Origin of the sequence: Pseudomonas sp. B2M1-30 (genome assembly GCF_025447575.1) — a bacterium.
Lineage (GTDB): Bacteria > Pseudomonadota > Gammaproteobacteria > Pseudomonadales > Pseudomonadaceae > Aquipseudomonas > Aquipseudomonas botevensis.
In genome coordinates, this window is sequence record NZ_JAOEJT010000010.1 from 152189 (window position 1) to 165593 (window position 13405).

Below are 13405 nucleotides of genomic sequence, written 5' to 3' on the forward strand. Positions count from 1 at the left end.
AGGCCAACGCCGCTCGATACGCCCTGTACAGCTTAGTCGATGCGCTTGGCCGACTTGATGATCACAGGGTCGACGGGCACGTTTTGCATGCCTTGTTTGGTGGTGGTCTGCGAGTTGACGATGATGTCGATCACGTCCATGCCCTTGGTCACCTTGGCGAACACCGCGTAACCGGCGTCACGGCCCGGATCGAGGAAGGCGTTGTCGGCCACGTTGATGAAGAACTGGCTGGTGGCCGAGTTCGGGTCGGAAGTGCGCGCCATCGACAGGGTGCCACGAACGTTATGCAGGCCGTTGCTGGCTTCGTTCTTGATCGGTGCCTTGGTGTCTTTCTGCTGCATCTGCTGGGTGAAACCGCCGCCCTGGGCCATGAAGCCCGGAATCACGCGGTGGAAAATCGTGTTGTTGTAGAAGCCGCTGTCGACGTACTCAAGGAAGTTCTTGGTACTGATCGGTGCCTTGACCGGGTCCAGTTCGATCTCGATGGTGCCGTTGGTGGTCACCAGCTCTACGTGTGGCGCCTTTTCCGGGGTCGCAGCCATCAGGTTGGCGGCGAACAGCACGGAGCCGGCGGCGAGGGCGATTTTTTTCAGCATGGGTCAGTGATCCTGAGGATGAATATCGGCTGCGGCGAGAAACTCCAGCAGCGTGTGATTGAAACGTTCGGGTTGATCGAGCGGGGTGGCGTGGCGCGAATCGGCGATCACCACCAGCCGCGCATTCGACATCAGTCTTACATAGGTTTCTTTCAGCGCAACCGGCGTGTAGTCACGGTCGGCGCTGATGACGAGCGTTGGACAGGTGACCCTGGAAAGTCGTTCCTGAACTCCCCAGCCAACGATGGCATCGAAGCTGGCGAGATAAGCACGTTTGTCGTTTTTTGCCCAGCGTTCAGCCATCTTCCTGCGCAGATCGGCCTGTTCCGGTTTGGGGAACAATTTACTGCCCAGCGCCTTGCCGATGGTTTCGAGGCTGAGCAGACGCATCAGGCTCCAGCGTTTGAACCATTGCCAGTAATCGTCGCGGCTGCGCACTTTGACTTCTGGCGCGCTGTTAACGATGGTCAGCGTCCTGAGCAGATTCGGCTGATCGACGGCGAACTGAAAGCCGATCATGCCGCCCATGGACAGACCCACGTAATGCACCGGCCCGAGGTTCAGGTGCTCGAGCAGGGCCTGCAGGTCGGCGCTGAATCCGGCGATGCTGTAGCGCTCGCGGGGCTTGTCCGAGCGCCCGTGACCGCGAATGTCCGGGACAATCACCCGGTACTGCGTGGCCAGCGCCGGGATCTGCATTTCCCAGTCCAGGGTGCTCGAGCCGAGCCCGTGAACCAGCAGCAACGGCGTGCCGTGGCCATATTCCTCGTAGTGCAGGTTGCAACCTTCATGCTCGAAATACGCCATCGGTGAACTCCGTGTCAGGCTTGCTCGGGGGCGGCGAATGGCGCGTCCAGCGGCAGGGTGTCGAAGGTACGCAACAGTTCGATCAGGATCTGGGTCGCCGGGCCCAAAGGTTTGTCCTTGTTCGAATACAGATAGAAACTCGGATTGCGGCTGCCGCCCTGATCCAACGGTAGCAGCTTGAGCGTGCCTTCCTTCAGTTCCCGTTCGATCAAGTGCCGTGGCAGCCAGGCGAAGCCCAGGCCGTTGCTGACGAACGTCGCGGCAGTGGCGAGGCTGCCGACGGTCCAGCGCTGTTCGGCGCCGAGCCAGCCGACATCCCGTGGCTGCTGGCGGCCGGAGTCGCGGATCACCACCTGCATCTGGGATTCCAGGTCCTGGAAACTCAGTTCGCGATTCAAGCGATGCAGCGAATGTTCAGGGTGAGCGACCGCGACGAACTCGACTTCACTCATTTCCGTGCCGAGATAGCCGGGAATGCTGAAGCCGGTGATCGCCAGATCGGCCACGCCCTCGAGCAGCACTTCTTCGACCCCCGACAGCACTTCCTCGCGCAGACGCACGCGGCAGCCGCGGCTTTGCGGCATGAACGCGGTCAGCGCGCGGACGAGGCGGGCGCTCGGGTAAGCCGCATCCACCACCAGGCGTACTTCGGCTTCCCAGCCCTGCTCCATGTGGTGGGCGAGGTCTTCCAGTTGGCTGGCCTGTTTCACCAGCTGCCGGGAGCGGCGCAGCAGCACACCGCCGGCTTCGGTCAGCACCGCTTTGCGACCGTCGATGCGCAGCAACGGCACGCCGAGCTGGTCCTGCATGCGGGCGACGGTGTAGCTCACCGACGATTGCGAACGGTGCAGGGCCTCGGCGGCCTGGGCGAATCCGCCGTGGTCGACCACGGCCTGCAACGTTCGCCATTGATCCAGGGTCACGCGGGGCGCTTTCATCAATAGCTCCTCTTGTCCTAAGCTGGCCGTCCCTCATGGAGACTGCCGAATGAAAAAATTCTGTTGTGTGTTGCTGGCGCTGCTTCCGCTGACGGCGTTCGCCTACCCGATCGATGTGGAAAAAGACCTCAATGGCTTGAAGATCGACTACAACGCCTTCGACACCGATAACGACATCGGCTCCATTCAGGTCAACAACTACGGCGATGTCGATGCGACCTGCAAGGTGGTGTTCACCAACGGGCCGGAAGCACCGCGTACCCGCAACATCGACGTCGCGGCAGGCAAGCACAAGAACGCCACCGCCAAGTTCACCCGCACCATCATCAAGCTGCGTATCAAGCTCAGTTGCACCCCAAAATAGACTGATGCGCCCCGTGGGAGCCTGCTCTCGCGGGGTATGGGTTGCATCTAAACGAATTATTCGATGTTTTGCAGCAATTATTTGCGCTTTTTCATCGATATGACTCTGTTTAACCTTCACTCCATCGACTTACAACATTCTCGGATGGAGGCTACACACCATGTCCCGCGTTCTGATCATCGAAAGCAGCGCTCGCCAGCAAGACTCGGTTTCCCGTCAACTGACCCAGACTTTCATCAGCCAGTGGAAAGCTGCACGCCCGGCCGATCAGATCACCGTGCGTGACGTTGCCGTGAACCCGGTGCCGCACCTGGACATCAACCTGCTGGGTGGCTGGATGAAGCCCGCCGAACAGCGCAGCGCCAGCGAACAGGCGTCGCTGGATCGCTCCAACGAATTGACTGACGAATTGCTGGCCGCCGACGTACTGGTGATGGCCGCGCCGATGTACAACTTCGCGATTCCCAGCACCCTCAAGGCCTGGCTCGACCATGTGCTGCGTGCCGGCGTGACCTTCAAGTACACCGAAACCGGCCCGCAAGGCCTGCTCAGCGGCAAGCGCGCTTTCGTCCTGACCGCTCGTGGTGGCGTCTATGCCGGCGGCCCGGCTGACCATCAGGAACCGTACCTGCGTCAGGTGATGGGTTTCATCGGCATCCACGACGTGACCTTCATCCATGCCGAAGGCATGAACCTGGGCGGCGACTTCCAGGAGAAGGGTCTGAACCAGGCCAACGCCCGACTGGCCCAGGTCGCCTGATCCGTTAATCGCCAGATAATCGCTGGATGGTCTAGTGACCTGGCGCAACCCCTTCAAGGCTCTACGCGCATCGAACCTCCCTTTGCACTTGTGCTCCTGAGTGCTGTAGCCCGATTGAACGCTTTAGCGAGATCGGGCTTTTTTTTGCCTGCGATTTATCTGCATCACGCGGACTCGCGCTCCCACAAAGCAGGCAAAACCCGTTATCGTCGCCGCCATTCGAATTCGAGGCGACCATGGGCTATCTACTGTTTGTCACGCTGATCCAGGCGTTTTCCTTCAACCTGATCGGCGAATACCTGGCCGGGCATGTCGACAGCTACTTCGCGGTGCTGGTGCGGGTGCTGCTGGCCGGGCTGGTGTTCATTCCGCTGACCCGCTGGCGCTCGGTGGAACCGGCGTTCATGCGTGGCATGCTGCTGATCGGCGCGTTGCAGTTCGGCGTGACCTACGTCTGCCTGTACCTGAGCTTCCGCGTGCTGACGGTGCCGGAAGTGCTGCTGTTCACCATCCTTACGCCGCTGCACGTGACCCTGATCGAAGACGCGCTGAATCGGCGTTTCAACCCCTGGGCATTGGTGGCTGCGCTGGTGGCCGTGACCGGGGCGGCAATCATCCGTTTCGACCGCATCGCCCCGGATTTCTTCATGGGCTTCCTGCTGCTGCAACTGGCCAACTTCACCTATGCCGCCGGCCAGGTGATGTACAAGCATCTGGTGGCCAGACACCCGAGCGACTTGCCGCATTACCGGCGTTTCGGTTTCTTCTTCCTCGGTGCGCTGGCGGTGGTATTGCCGGCATTCCTGCTGTTCGGCAAAGCCAACTTCATGCCTGAAGCCCCGTTGCAATGGGCCGTGCTGTTGTTCCTCGGGCTGGTTTCGACCGCGCTCGGCATGTACTGGTGGAACAAGGGCGCGTGCCTGGTCAACGGTGGCACCCTGGCGGTGATGAACAACCTGCATGTGCCGGTGGGGCTGCTGATGAACCTGTTGATCTGGAACCTGAATGAGGATCTGGGGCGGTTGGCGCTGGGCGGGAGTGTGATTCTGGCGGCGGTGTGGATCAGCCGGTTGGGGATTCGCCAGCCGCTGGCGGTTCGCTGATCCATGGGCTGACAGAGTCCCTTGTGGGAGCGAGTAAACCCGCTCCCACAGGCTTTCTGCTGTTACATCAGGTGTTTCTCGGGTTCAGGAATATGCGCCGAACCCAACACCGCCGGCAGCAACCCCGAACGCAAATCCCCGCCACTCGGCTGTTGGTACAGGCTCAACCCAAACTCCGGCAGCACCGCCAGCAGGTAATCGAAGATATCCCCCTGGATCCGCTCGTAGTCGGCCCACACCGTGGTGCGGGTGAAGCAGTAGATTTCCAGCGGGATGCCCTGGGCGGTGGTTTGCATCTGGCGCACCATGCAGGTCATGTTCGGCTGCACCTCGGCGTGGCTCTTCAGATACGCCAGCGCATAGGCGCGGAAGGTGCCGATGTTGGTCATGCGCCGGCGGTTGGCCGACATCGCGACATTGCCCTGGGCTTCGTTCCACGCCTTGAGTTCGGCTTTCTTGCGGGTCATGTAGTCGGTCAGCAGATGGACCTGGGACAGCTTCGCTTCTTCATCGTCGCGAATGAAGCGCACGCCGCTGGCGTCGATGAACAGGCTGCGCTTGATCCGCCGCCCGCCGGATTGCTGCATGCCGCGCCAGTTTCTGAACGACTCGGACATCAGACGCCAGGTCGGGATCGAGACGATGGTCTTGTCGAATCCTCTTAATAGTGAGCTTTCTAGAATGTGGACAGCGTTTCGGCCAGCAAAACCGAGCTAAGGGCAAAAAAGGAGCTGTCTGGATTTTGTGAGTTGAAAATGGACACCAATAGACGCTGGCCAAGCGTAGCATTTTGGATGGGCACCTCCGTCAACGATGTCTACCACCCGCGCTTGCGAGATCCAGCAACCCACTTATCGCCTGAAGTCCCTTCGTCCTGGCCTTTGTACTCAGTTAGAGGTCACCGAAGAACTGCGCATATAGGCGTATGTGGTGACAGAAGAGAAGGACGACGCTGAAAGTCAGTCGTCCAATACCTGATGCCACAACCGACGCAACGTCGATTCAGGCATCCCCAATTTCCTGGCAGCCTCAGCCTGAGTGAATCCATTTGCCTTAAGCTCCTGGACGGCTTTTAGCTTTTCGCTTGCTGCTGAAATGTTCAGGGGAGTCAGCCGATCTGGCTCGGCAGGTATAGCAACGTCAGCTAAATCCAGCGCCTCAATCTCAGCTAGGGAAGCAAGAAGTATTTCTCGAGCCGTCCTATGGTCTTGAGAAGCAATAGTGAGAGCGATCAAGGTCACGGTCTCAATTTCTAGTCCTGCGGCGAGCTTACAGCCTGTGTCCAAGGTCACAGAGCTCTTGGCCAACTCCAGTTTACTTACAGTCCGCTGATCCACGTGCTTGGTCATTGCGGGCTGAGATATCCCTTTGCGCAAGCGCAGCAACTGAAGCGCTGCCGCGAAGGAGTAACGGAGCGACATTGCGATTCCCCAAAAACCAAGAGGTATGCCCCGTTTGCCTGCCGCCAAACAAACGTCTATAGTCGTTGTTTTGGCGGTCGAGAGACCTAGTTAGCAATTTATGAATATTGAAATGCGGGGATGTGCTTGATGGATAGCTCACTCAGCGACGGGCTACTGGGGGAGGGAGGCGTTGATCTGGTCGGCTCTGAACTGTCCCTTGACGAGGTGCTCCTCGCTGCTCGAGAGCACTACAAGCGGATGCCTTTTTGCGTGGTCGAGGATTGGGTGATCCTAGATGCCATCCTCACGGAAGATGAGCAGGCTAAGGTGGCTGCGGCTGGATGTCAGCCCATGTTCTTGTTTGCCCACAAGGTCGTACATGACGAGCAGCGGCGCTTTGAGCTTGGGCACTGGGTGCGGTCGACAATCGCTCGAGCGTTCACGGAAGGCTATCTCTTCGAGACTAGGAACACCGTCTACCTGCTCAAGGGGCCAGGGCAACGCAAGTCGTCTTCGCTGCAAGGCATTTTCTCCATCTTCTAGGTGTCACGGCCCCGCCCGTGGCGACTCAATTGTTTCAGAGATCAAGATATGTTCCGTTCTCAAAAATCTGACATGGCCGGAGTTCCTGGCATGTTCGGTGACGGGCTCATGCATTGGCATGGCGTTTCCAGAGCGCTTGCTACCCACTGGTACCACGTGAGCGCTCAACGCCTTCATGAAGGCCAATTCAGAAATTATGAGGAGATGCTCAACGATGAGATGCGCCTTGTGGATTTGCTGATAGCGCAGGACGAGAGTCTGGTTGTGCAGGAAGTCCAGGCCGTCACCCCATCTTGGATGAACAAGAATGGCGGTTGGAGGATGGAGAAGCTCACTTCACTGTCCATGGGATACAGCCAGGCTGGTGTGGCCGTCTGTGTTCTGGAAGTAGAGGGTGGTGCTGTGTACATCGATACGCATGAGCCTGGTCTCGATGCCGACTCCCTGAACAGCGTCAAAGAGCTATATCGACGCGGTAAGGCTCAGGCCAGTGCTGCAGCAGAGCCTCGGGGGGCTTAGGGATGCCAGAGGTCAACACAGTGAAGCTGGACTACCACGTGAAGCGCTATTCGGATTTTGACCTCTTGCGTATTGCTCAAGCTGTAAGCCAAGGATATGGGGACGAGATCACTGCGTTTCTGGTGAATGTCCACATCCATCGGCTGAGCGCCGTTGGCGTGGTCTTTGGACATGTACGGCAAGGGCCTCATGGTCGGTTTGCTGATGGGCACTTGATCCAGACATCCGACATCGTGGCTATCAAGAAGGCAGGCAAGTTTTGGGTGATCAAGACCATGAACTCGATGTACGTGGTGGCTACCTTTCGCCGTGATGGTGGGCGCCGGAGCTTCAGGGATTTTTGCCGCCTGGTTGGTAGCAGCTTCCCGAACAGTGAACTGATTCATTAGTTAGAGCCTGGGCATGCGAGCGTGTCCAAGGTCTCACCGTGCCTGAAATTCAGGTTATGCAAGGAGCTGTAAGTGATTAAATTTGAGTATCTGAGGTTCTCTGGTTGCCTGGAGGATATCCGCGTTTTCCAGCATATCTCGGACGTAGTCCAAGTAATCATGAAAATCGATGGGGTGCTGATTCCCAACGTCAAAGTCCCACTCCAGATCTATGAAGAACTGGAGCAGGGATCTCAGGTTGAGTTTTACGCTCTTGTACAGAATTCAAAAAACAAAGTGAAGAACACTGCAATTGTCCTTGCAGCCAAGACCGCGAGCGGAAGGCTCCTACGTGTGCCAAGCATGCGCTACAAGGTGCAGCTGCACTTTTGGGTCATCGCGGCGATTTGGGCTGCAGTGGCATTTGTTGCAAGCTGGATTGCGTTGGTCTTCGGGTCAGACTTTTTGATCGGCGGCAGCCGCTCGATGTCACAACAGTGGGCTTTTGTAAATTCGGCAGCCTCGGTCATAGGAATTCTGACTGGAGGGTTCTTTGTCGGATGCGGTATCTACCTTTTCCACAAAACGTCTGTCCTTGATACCTGGCAGTCGATTGCACCCGCCACGCTCGTAGAGCGCTTCAGCAAGCTCCACCGCTAACTGTCGGGCGTGCCGCATTCGCGGACGGCTGTCGTGAACCAGGCCACACGTTCGTGCGGCCTAGCCCTGCGGGCTTCCATCCTCACGCCTATGGCCCGTCGTGGGCCGGCGCGCTCCGCTTGCGGTTTGATCGCAAATCACATGGCCGAGCCTCTACCCCTACAGTGAACCTTAAGCACTATGAAGACGCCGCCTGAAGCCCTACCCGAGATCGACATTGGAGAGTTCCGTCAGCGCTATCCGCAGCTGTTTTCTGATCCTGGCGTCGATTTGATCTACTGCGGGCCTGGCTGGAAAAACCTCCTCCTCGCACTGTGCGATACGCTGCGGGATCACCTGGCTCGGCACCCAGAGGTTGTCCCGGTGACCGTCGCGCAGATCAAATCAAAATTCGGCGAGCTGCACTTCTTCTACGATGGCGGGGATGCCTACTGCCGAGGCGCAGTGGATGTTGCCACCCAGCTATCGCTAAAGACTTGTTCGTACTGTGGCTCTCCTGGGAGGCAGGTAGGGACGACCTGGGTCAGCACGCTCTGCTCCGTACATAGCAGCAATGCCTCTCGGACTTCTGAGTAGAAGTCCGGGCTTACTATCGTTACGGATGGTGAGCTTTGAGAGCGGTAGCCCGTTGGGTCTTTCACAGCGATGTCGTATGCTCGATTCGCTGTGCTTGATCAAGGACGCGTGGCATGCCCAAGATAAAACCGTTTGATATGAAGCTCCTGGATCTCCTCTTCGAAATGGAAGGGGGGTACGTTTTGGATTTTTCGAACGCTACCTTCAGTCGGTTCTTCCTCGGGGAGTTGGAGGTCGACATTGATGATCAACTCTTCACAGCCGATGGTACGTCCAAGGCCAAGCGTTTCCGCAGTTTTCTAAACCTTGCAGATACCCAGACCTGTGTACGAGCATTGAGGGCTTTGTGGGCACATCGACAGGCTCGCCTGGTACACGAAGGTCGAGATGATCCAGTTGCGAACGCCGAGGGGCGTTTTCTGACCCTGATCCAGGATTTGGAATCGGGCACCTCCAGTAGTTGCGTTGCGGGCGACCCATTCGCAGCAGTACGAAAGGTCAGCATTGATCAGGCCGCTTTGTTGAAGCAGAAACTGCTGGAGATCCATAAGTTCGGGGCTCAAACGCGTGGCTATGCCTTCGAGGCCTTTCTACAGCAGCTATTTGAGATGTCTAACCTTCAGCCTCGAGCCCCTTTCCGGAACACGGGTGAACAAATCGACGGTAGCTTCTTATGTCGCGGCGACATCTACCTGGTTGAGGCGAAGTGGGTTAGAGAGGCCGTTGGGGTACGTGACCTTCACAATCTGCAGGGTAAGATCAGCGAAAAGGCTGCTTGGACGCGAGGGGTGTTCATCAGCTACTACGGCTTCACGGACGTTGGGTTGCATGCCTTCGGTCGTGGGAAGAGCCTGGTATGTATTTCCGGCAAAGACATCCACGATGCCCTCGATAGGCAGATCCCCTTCTCCGATATCATCGACCGAAAGGTCAGAGCTGCTGCAGAAACTGGCTCTGTGTTTGTTGAGGTCAGCAAACTGTTCTAGACGGGTCTTTGCCGAGCTCGGGATGATGGTGCTATTGCGGTAGCTCCTATCATCACTTATCAGCCTTCAAGATCATTTTTCGTTTGGACTGAGCTTGCATAAATAGCAGGACGTCAAAGACCCTACCAGGTGCTGACTCTAGCCCTGGATGGCGACTTTTTCTAACGCCTTCGAGCAGGATTTCGCGGTTCAGCTCCCAGCACTGACCAAGTTGAAATGGCAGGTAGCAGATTCGACGCCCTCCAGCTTGATGGGTGTTTTGGGGTAGTAGTTGCTGGCCCATGAATCCCACTTTTCCCGCGAGCCTCAAGCCCTTCCTTACCTGGCTATCCAGGGCTGGCATTAGCCCCGTGATCAGCAGCAGCGCCTTCATCGGGTAAGTGACACTGGTGTTGTTGATAAACAGTCCAGATGCTAGCGAGGCGAGAGTGCTCAGGATCTCGATGTCAAATCTTCTGGCATCGCTGAAGGAAGCGCCCGGGTTGAAAACTCTGTCACCCCCTCGAGTCAAGCTGAACGATTCAAGACTGTGCCGACTGAGCTTGAGCAGGCTCGTATGTACTTGCTTGTTCCTAAGAAAGCTCTCTATCTGCGAAGTGGGCCGAAGGCTCGGGCTTCTGCGTCTGCATGCTCCCCAATTACGAAGGGCCGTGGACAGCGCCTGAGCGAGCAAGGAGGCATGCTCAGAGGTTGGTTCGGCCTGGAGGTAGCGCTGAGCAACGATCTGTACATTGGCGAAATCCTGATGGTAGGACAGTCTGAAGCTGTTGATTGCACAAGTAATGTCCTGAGCGTTGCCAACCAGTTGGAGCATGCTTTCGATCCCTCCAGAGAGAGGGGCGAGTTTGAGATTTGGCCGAGGGGTACGTCAAGGATGGGCTAGGCCGATGAGAGGTCTTGAAGGTCGAAGGGTTGCTGATTATAATGAGTGAGCACTCACTTTGGTAATGGCGCGATTCGTCGCTTCTAGAGGTAACTATGGAATACGGTCGACTTGGCAATTCCGGGCTCAAGATCAGCAGGCTGGCACTCGGCTGCATGAGCTTTGGCCAACCAGCTCTGCAAGGCACTTGGACACTGAACTACGAAGATTCTGAGCCCCTCATCAAGCAGGCAATGGATCTGGGGATCAATTTCTGGGACACCGCCAACGTATACGGTTACGGCTCTTCTGAAGAGATCCTGGCACGGGTCATCGCCAAGTTCTGCCGGCGTGAGGATGTCGTCCTCGCGACCAAGCTTCGCTTTCCTATGCATGCTGGCCCTGGCGGTGGAGGACTCTCCCGGAAGGCTGTGATGGAGCAGATCGATGCGTCCCTCAAGCGCCTTGGCACCGACTATGTCGACCTCTACCAGATCCATCGTTTCGATCCCGAAACTCCTATTGAGGAAACGATGGAGGCCCTCCACGACATCGTCAAAGCGGGCAAGGTTCGTTACATCGGAGCATCGTCGATGTGGGCTTGGCAGTTCGCGAAGATGCAGCACGTGGCACAGATCAATGGATGGACACGTTTCATATCCATGCAGCACCAGTACAACCTCGTGCAGCGTGAAGAGGAGCGAGAGATGTTCGGCCTCCTTGCCGATCAAGGTGTTGGTTCGTTGCCGTGGAGCCCATTGGCCGCCGGCTTGGTCGCTCGACCATGGGGCCAGCAAAGCTCGACGCGAGCGCGTGAGAACCCTGACAAAGACATGGCTGAGCGTCCGCTCTACCTGCCGACCGACAAGGCCATTGTTGACGCTGTTGAGCAGATTGCCTTGGAGCGTGGGGTGTCCCTCGCAACGGTGGCGATGGCTTGGGTGATGAAAAATCCACAAGTATCGGCTCCCATTATCGGTGCGACCAGGCCCAAGCATCTGACAGATGCCGTAGCGGCACTCGACTTGAAGTTGACCTCGGAAGAAGTGGCGCTTCTGGAGCAGCCATACACACCGCGTCTGCCGACGTACTTCTGATAGCCAAAGCGCATTCGGCGGGAGGTGCCTATATGCTCCGCCGTTTGTTGTGTATCCCAGTCTTTATGAGAGGCCCCTAAATGGGTACGTTCAAGCATCTCGCCTTGGCCTGTGTGGCAGGGGCTTTTTTTACTTTTCATGGCGCTGCTTTCAGCGCACCGGCTGATCCTGGTGTAGGAGCGCACATCCAAAAGGTGTCGTTCAAAAACAACAACGGAATCAAGATTGTCGGGAATGTCTATTTCCCTGCTGGCTTCGACAAAGCCAAGTCTTACCCCGCAATCGTCACAGTGCCTCCGGCAGGCGGCGCCAAGGAGCAGACTGCAGGAATCTATGCGAGCAAGATGGCCGACAAGGGCTTCATCACCATCGCGATTGATGCATCGTTCCAAGGCGAGAGTGGGGGTGAGCCTCGCTACAAAGAAGACCCGATTGCCCGTGTTGAAGATATCCGTGGTTCGGTGGATTACCTGGTGAGCTTGCCGTATGTGGATGAGAGCCGAATCGGAGTATTGGGCATCTGTGCAGGTGGCGGCTACGCGGCCAGTGCGGCGATGACTGAGCGACGAATCAAGGCCGTTGGCCTGGCCGTGCCTGTAGATGGCGGAAGTGAAAATCGAGCGGCTGGGAAGGAAGCCACCATCAAAACCCTTGAGGCTATTGCCGAGCAACGCACGGTAGAAGCTCGAGGTGGTAAGCCGATGGTCATCCCTTGGATTCCAGATGAATACAAGGATTCAGATGACATCGACCTGCGCGGTGCTTACCAATACTACCGCACACCTCGCGGTGAAACTCCGAACTGGCAGAACAAAATGAGGTTCGTCAGCCTGGATGCGGTCATGGCATTTGATGCGTTCGCACACGCTGAGATGCTCCTTACGCAGCCGTTGGAAGTTGTCACGGGGAGTGAAATCGGCGCATACGGTTCTACTAAAACAGGTCGAGAGGTTTATGAGCGAGCGGCCTCGACCAAAAAAGACCTTCTGGTTCTGAATGGCGCTTCCCATTTTGACCTGTACGACAACCCGAAGTACGTGGACAAGGCTGTGACAAAGTTTGATCAGTTCTTCCACGCCAATCTGAAATAGGTGTAGGGCCGCACGGGATCGCTCTCAGGGCTTTTGAAGGTCTGGCAGGTTTCGTATAATGAGTGAGTACCTCATTAATTCACTGGTCGGCCTTACTGTGCGGATCACCCACTGCTTAAAGGTATCTCGTTGCATGGCTCGTCCAAGAAGTGAAGAGAAGCGCCTAGCCCTGTTGATTGCTGCCGCTGAGGCTGTAGCTGAGCATGGGTTGGCCGGCTCTCCAACGTCGCTGATCGCCAAGAAGGCTAGTGTCGCTGAGGGGACGCTCTTTCGATATTTTCCAACGAAGGAAGACTTGCTGAACGAGCTCTACTTCTATGGAAAGCAAAGCTTGTGCGAGATGCTTATGAGGGATTACCAGTCCAAGGCATCGTTCCGCGACCGGTTCCAGGGGCTTTGGAACAGCTACATCGATTGGGGCCTTGCCAACCCCCAGCTGAGCCATGCCGTCAACCAGCTTTCACTTTCCTCGATGATTCGACCTGAAACCCTCACAAGGCTTGAGGGGCTGTTTCCGGACATGGAGGTGGGGTTGAAGTTTGCTGAGTCGGAGGAGTTCGGTGGTCGGGCCGATTTCGCGGAAGCAATCTTCACGGCTCTTGCAGAGACAACGATGTCATTCGCAAGCCGGGAGCCATCGGAGGCCATGTTCTACAAGAACAGCGGCTTCGCAGCTCTGTGGAAAATGTGCGAGGGCCGCTAGCGCGCGCCCTTTTTTTGTAACAGTTAAAT

Annotated in this window: 16 protein-coding genes and 1 pseudogene; 11 read left to right on the forward strand and 6 right to left on the reverse strand. The window is 57.0% G+C overall.

What is annotated here, in order from left to right; all coding sequences use genetic code 11:
- Nucleotides 1-32 precede the first annotated feature (32 nt).
- Genes N8H74_RS19795 through N8H74_RS19805 form a run of 3 tightly spaced genes read right to left on the reverse strand, consistent with a single transcriptional unit; the run spans nucleotide 33 to nucleotide 2341 of the window.
- Nucleotides 33-596, reverse strand: a complete 564-nt coding sequence (locus N8H74_RS19795; RefSeq protein ID WP_262149645.1) for a peptidylprolyl isomerase — start codon at nucleotides 594-596, stop codon at nucleotides 33-35.
- A gap of 3 nt (nucleotides 597-599) precedes the next feature.
- Nucleotides 600-1403: an alpha/beta hydrolase gene (locus tag N8H74_RS19800; protein ID WP_262149647.1), complete on the reverse strand. Its 804-nt coding sequence runs from the start codon at nucleotides 1401-1403 to the stop codon at nucleotides 600-602.
- Nucleotides 1404-1417: 14 nt separating this feature from the next.
- The gene (locus N8H74_RS19805; RefSeq protein WP_217831355.1) at nucleotides 1418-2341 is read right to left on the reverse strand and encodes a LysR family transcriptional regulator; all 924 of its coding nucleotides are present in this window, start codon (nucleotides 2339-2341) and stop codon (nucleotides 1418-1420) included.
- A 49-nt stretch (nucleotides 2342-2390) separates the two neighbouring features.
- Here N8H74_RS19805 and N8H74_RS19810 point away from each other — a divergent pair, with 49 nt between their 5' ends.
- From N8H74_RS19810 to N8H74_RS19820, 3 genes are all read left to right on the forward strand, one after another.
- On the forward strand, nucleotides 2391-2705 hold the full coding sequence (locus N8H74_RS19810) for a 3-phosphoglycerate kinase (protein ID WP_217831354.1): 315 nt from the start codon (nucleotides 2391-2393) through the stop codon (nucleotides 2703-2705).
- 160 nt (nucleotides 2706-2865) lie between these two features.
- Nucleotides 2866-3465: an FMN-dependent NADH-azoreductase gene (locus N8H74_RS19815; protein ID WP_262149650.1), complete on the forward strand. Its 600-nt coding sequence runs from the start codon at nucleotides 2866-2868 to the stop codon at nucleotides 3463-3465.
- 236 nt (nucleotides 3466-3701) lie between these two features.
- The gene (locus tag N8H74_RS19820) at nucleotides 3702-4568 is read left to right on the forward strand and encodes a DMT family transporter (RefSeq protein ID WP_262149652.1); all 867 of its coding nucleotides are present in this window, start codon (nucleotides 3702-3704) and stop codon (nucleotides 4566-4568) included.
- Between the two features lie 62 nt (nucleotides 4569-4630).
- Here N8H74_RS19820 and N8H74_RS19825 read toward each other — a convergent pair.
- Both N8H74_RS19825 and N8H74_RS19830 read right to left on the reverse strand, forming a co-directional pair.
- Nucleotides 4631-5233 (reverse strand): annotated as a pseudogene (locus N8H74_RS19825) (mechanosensitive ion channel family protein); the annotation flags it as partial.
- Between the two features lie 294 nt (nucleotides 5234-5527).
- The gene (locus N8H74_RS19830) at nucleotides 5528-5989 is read right to left on the reverse strand and encodes a helix-turn-helix domain-containing protein (protein ID WP_262149654.1); all 462 of its coding nucleotides are present in this window, start codon (nucleotides 5987-5989) and stop codon (nucleotides 5528-5530) included.
- Between the two features lie 129 nt (nucleotides 5990-6118).
- Between N8H74_RS19830 and N8H74_RS19835 the strand changes: the two genes are divergently transcribed.
- The 5 genes from N8H74_RS19835 (at nucleotide 6119) to N8H74_RS19855 (ending at nucleotide 9623) form a co-directional block, all read left to right on the forward strand.
- On the forward strand, nucleotides 6119-6514 hold the full coding sequence (locus N8H74_RS19835; RefSeq protein WP_262149656.1) for a hypothetical protein: 396 nt from the start codon (nucleotides 6119-6121) through the stop codon (nucleotides 6512-6514).
- Between the two features lie 48 nt (nucleotides 6515-6562).
- Complete coding sequence (locus N8H74_RS19840) at nucleotides 6563-7033, forward strand: hypothetical protein (protein ID WP_262149658.1); 471 nt, start codon at nucleotides 6563-6565, stop codon at nucleotides 7031-7033.
- A 2-nt stretch (nucleotides 7034-7035) separates the two neighbouring features.
- Entirely contained in the window at nucleotides 7036-7422 is a 387-nt protein-coding gene (locus N8H74_RS19845) for a hypothetical protein (protein ID WP_262149659.1), read from the forward strand.
- A gap of 72 nt (nucleotides 7423-7494) precedes the next feature.
- Nucleotides 7495-8061 (forward strand): hypothetical protein, encoded by a 567-nt coding sequence (locus N8H74_RS19850; RefSeq protein WP_262149661.1) that lies wholly within the window; start codon nucleotides 7495-7497, stop codon nucleotides 8059-8061.
- 689 nt (nucleotides 8062-8750) lie between these two features.
- The gene (locus N8H74_RS19855) at nucleotides 8751-9623 is read left to right on the forward strand and encodes a restriction endonuclease (protein ID WP_262149663.1); all 873 of its coding nucleotides are present in this window, start codon (nucleotides 8751-8753) and stop codon (nucleotides 9621-9623) included.
- Between the two features lie 52 nt (nucleotides 9624-9675).
- Here the strand turns inward: N8H74_RS19855 and N8H74_RS19860 are convergent, their stop codons facing one another.
- The gene (locus tag N8H74_RS19860) at nucleotides 9676-10437 is read right to left on the reverse strand and encodes a hypothetical protein (RefSeq protein ID WP_262149665.1); all 762 of its coding nucleotides are present in this window, start codon (nucleotides 10435-10437) and stop codon (nucleotides 9676-9678) included.
- Nucleotides 10438-10601: 164 nt separating this feature from the next.
- Here N8H74_RS19860 and N8H74_RS19865 point away from each other — a divergent pair, with 164 nt between their 5' ends.
- From N8H74_RS19865 to N8H74_RS19875, 3 genes are all read left to right on the forward strand, one after another.
- Complete coding sequence (locus N8H74_RS19865) at nucleotides 10602-11582, forward strand: aldo/keto reductase (protein WP_262149667.1); 981 nt, start codon at nucleotides 10602-10604, stop codon at nucleotides 11580-11582.
- Between the two features lie 80 nt (nucleotides 11583-11662).
- Entirely contained in the window at nucleotides 11663-12673 is a 1011-nt protein-coding gene (locus tag N8H74_RS19870) for an alpha/beta hydrolase (protein WP_262149669.1), read from the forward strand.
- Nucleotides 12674-12731: 58 nt separating this feature from the next.
- Complete coding sequence (locus N8H74_RS19875; protein ID WP_262149671.1) at nucleotides 12732-13376, forward strand: TetR/AcrR family transcriptional regulator; 645 nt, start codon at nucleotides 12732-12734, stop codon at nucleotides 13374-13376.
- Nucleotides 13377-13405 lie beyond the last annotated feature (29 nt).

What these genes read in the sequence shown, in the direction of transcription:
- N8H74_RS19865 (WP_262149667.1), top strand. Translation starts at nt 10,602, where the DNA reads ATGGAATACGGTCGACTTGGCAATTCCGGGCTCAAGATCAGCAGGCTG.
- N8H74_RS19840 (WP_262149658.1), top strand. Translation starts at nt 6,563, where the DNA reads ATGTTCCGTTCTCAAAAATCTGACATGGCCGGAGTTCCTGGCATGTTC.
- N8H74_RS19860 (WP_262149665.1), bottom strand. Translation starts at nt 10,437, where the DNA reads ATGCTCCAACTGGTTGGCAACGCTCAGGACATTACTTGTGCAATCAAC.
- N8H74_RS19855 (WP_262149663.1), top strand. Translation starts at nt 8,751, where the DNA reads ATGCCCAAGATAAAACCGTTTGATATGAAGCTCCTGGATCTCCTCTTC.
- N8H74_RS19835 (WP_262149656.1), top strand. Translation starts at nt 6,119, where the DNA reads ATGGATAGCTCACTCAGCGACGGGCTACTGGGGGAGGGAGGCGTTGAT.
- N8H74_RS19815 (WP_262149650.1), top strand. Translation starts at nt 2,866, where the DNA reads ATGTCCCGCGTTCTGATCATCGAAAGCAGCGCTCGCCAGCAAGACTCG.
- N8H74_RS19800 (WP_262149647.1), bottom strand. Translation starts at nt 1,403, where the DNA reads ATGGCGTATTTCGAGCATGAAGGTTGCAACCTGCACTACGAGGAATAT.
- N8H74_RS19810 (WP_217831354.1), top strand. Translation starts at nt 2,391, where the DNA reads ATGAAAAAATTCTGTTGTGTGTTGCTGGCGCTGCTTCCGCTGACGGCG.
- N8H74_RS19875 (WP_262149671.1), top strand. Translation starts at nt 12,732, where the DNA reads ATGAGTGAGTACCTCATTAATTCACTGGTCGGCCTTACTGTGCGGATC.
- N8H74_RS19795 (WP_262149645.1), bottom strand. Translation starts at nt 596, where the DNA reads ATGCTGAAAAAAATCGCCCTCGCCGCCGGCTCCGTGCTGTTCGCCGCC.
- N8H74_RS19805 (WP_217831355.1), bottom strand. Translation starts at nt 2,341, where the DNA reads ATGAAAGCGCCCCGCGTGACCCTGGATCAATGGCGAACGTTGCAGGCC.
- N8H74_RS19845 (WP_262149659.1), top strand. Translation starts at nt 7,036, where the DNA reads ATGCCAGAGGTCAACACAGTGAAGCTGGACTACCACGTGAAGCGCTAT.
- N8H74_RS19820 (WP_262149652.1), top strand. Translation starts at nt 3,702, where the DNA reads ATGGGCTATCTACTGTTTGTCACGCTGATCCAGGCGTTTTCCTTCAAC.
- N8H74_RS19870 (WP_262149669.1), top strand. Translation starts at nt 11,663, where the DNA reads ATGGGTACGTTCAAGCATCTCGCCTTGGCCTGTGTGGCAGGGGCTTTT.
- N8H74_RS19830 (WP_262149654.1), bottom strand. Translation starts at nt 5,989, where the DNA reads ATGTCGCTCCGTTACTCCTTCGCGGCAGCGCTTCAGTTGCTGCGCTTG.